Genomic DNA, 1,460 nt, shown 5'->3' on the forward strand with positions numbered 1-1,460 from the left:
ATCCGCCGAAGGCAGCCGATCGACCACCCACGTCGTGAACCGCCGAAGGCAGCCGATCGACCACCCACGTCGTGAACCGCCGAAGGCAGCCGATCGAACACCCAGGTCGTGAACCGGCGAAGGCAGCCGATCGACCAGCCCGGTCGTGATCCGGCGCAGGCAGTTGGTCAGGCCACCTCGTCTTAGTCGGGGCCGGGATCAGTCGGGGCGACCGGATGCTGTCAGGTGGCCTTAGGGGCTGATTCCACGGCTGAGGCAACTGCCGCCGATAGGTCGGCGGCAGCAAGTGCAGCCGCTGTCCGCCGGTGACCTCACCCTGGTAGGAAGCTCGGATGCATGCTGCTGTAACTCGGCTAGTCACCACCGCCCGCAGCGAGCAGGATGCAGCCTCCCGCCGGCCGCCGGTCCGCCTTCGTCGGCAGCGAGTTGGGCGCAGCCGCTGCCGGCTTGAGTCGGCGGGCGTGATTGCCGGGCGGGTCCCCGGGCGTCGGGCTTCTCAGCAGCCGCAGGCGCCGCCGCAACAGCCTCCGCCCCCGCCGCCGCCTGATTGGGGGGCGGGCGTCGCGCCGCTCCGGCCGGTCACGGCAACTGTAGACAGGAGTTTCACCGTGTCCGCGTGCCCCTGCGGGCACGTGGCGGGGGCGGCGGATTCGGCCATCGGCCGGTTCAGCTCAAAGGTGTCGCCGCAGGCGCGGCAGCGAAAGTCATAGCGCGGCATGGAGACAGGGTATGGCTCCGCTGTGACAGTTCGCCGCCCTGGTCGCCCGGGCTGTGGATGACGCATCGGGCGAGGTCCATGGGCGCCGGGGGTCGCTGTCGCCCGGTAGTGTCGTTCGGGTGGCGGACGGGCAGGACAGATCCCCGAAGCGGCGCGGGCCACGGCCTCCGGCGCCGCATCTTGGCGGGCCCCTTGGTAGCTCCGGCGCGGCGCCTGAGGAGGCGTTTCCGGCGGCGGGCTCGGTAGAGGGCGATGATGCCGCGCGGGCGGCTGGTCAGTCCGGCGAGTCAAGCCCTGGATCGACCACATCCGAGCACGTGCCCGACAAGTCGGACTCACCCGCAGAGAGGGCGACTGATCGCCCTGGCGGCACATATCAGCCGAGCGTTGTGGCTACCGGCGCTACGAGTGGCACATACCAGCCGAAGGTTGTGGCAACCGGCGCTACGAGTGCTGCGGCTGTTGGGCCGGGAACAGGCACCGACGGTGCGACCACCGAGGGCGAAAGGGCCGCTGGCTCCACGGCACCGCCGAGCGGGGGCGCCGCACCGGCTGCGGGCGCTACGACTGGGGCGTCGGCGGAAACGGCAGGCAAGGCAGATGAGAAGGCCGGGCCGGAGGGGAAGGCTGACGACGGCAAGGCTGCCGTCGAGCCTGCCGCGGACGGCAAGGCCGCACAGGGCAAGGCCGCACAGGGCAAGGCCGCACAGGGCAAGGCCGCACAGGGCCAGGCCGCGGACGG

At 71.5% G+C, this 1,460-nt stretch carries 1 protein-coding gene; it reads right to left on the bottom strand.

Annotated elements, in window-relative coordinates:
- Positions 1-496 precede the first annotated feature (496 nt).
- On the bottom strand, positions 497-718 hold the full coding sequence (locus ACZ6S4_RS23545; RefSeq protein ID WP_465476976.1) for an FmdB family zinc ribbon protein: 222 nt from the start codon (positions 716-718) through the stop codon (positions 497-499).
- Positions 719-1,460: the final 742 nt, after the last annotated feature.

This window comes from Actinoplanes sp. NPDC051405 (genome assembly GCF_055586185.1).

Coding starts and splice junctions, on each gene's coding strand:
- ACZ6S4_RS23545 (WP_465476976.1), bottom strand. CDS start 718: ATGCCGCGCTATGACTTTCGCTGCCGCGCCTGCGGCGACACCTTTGAG.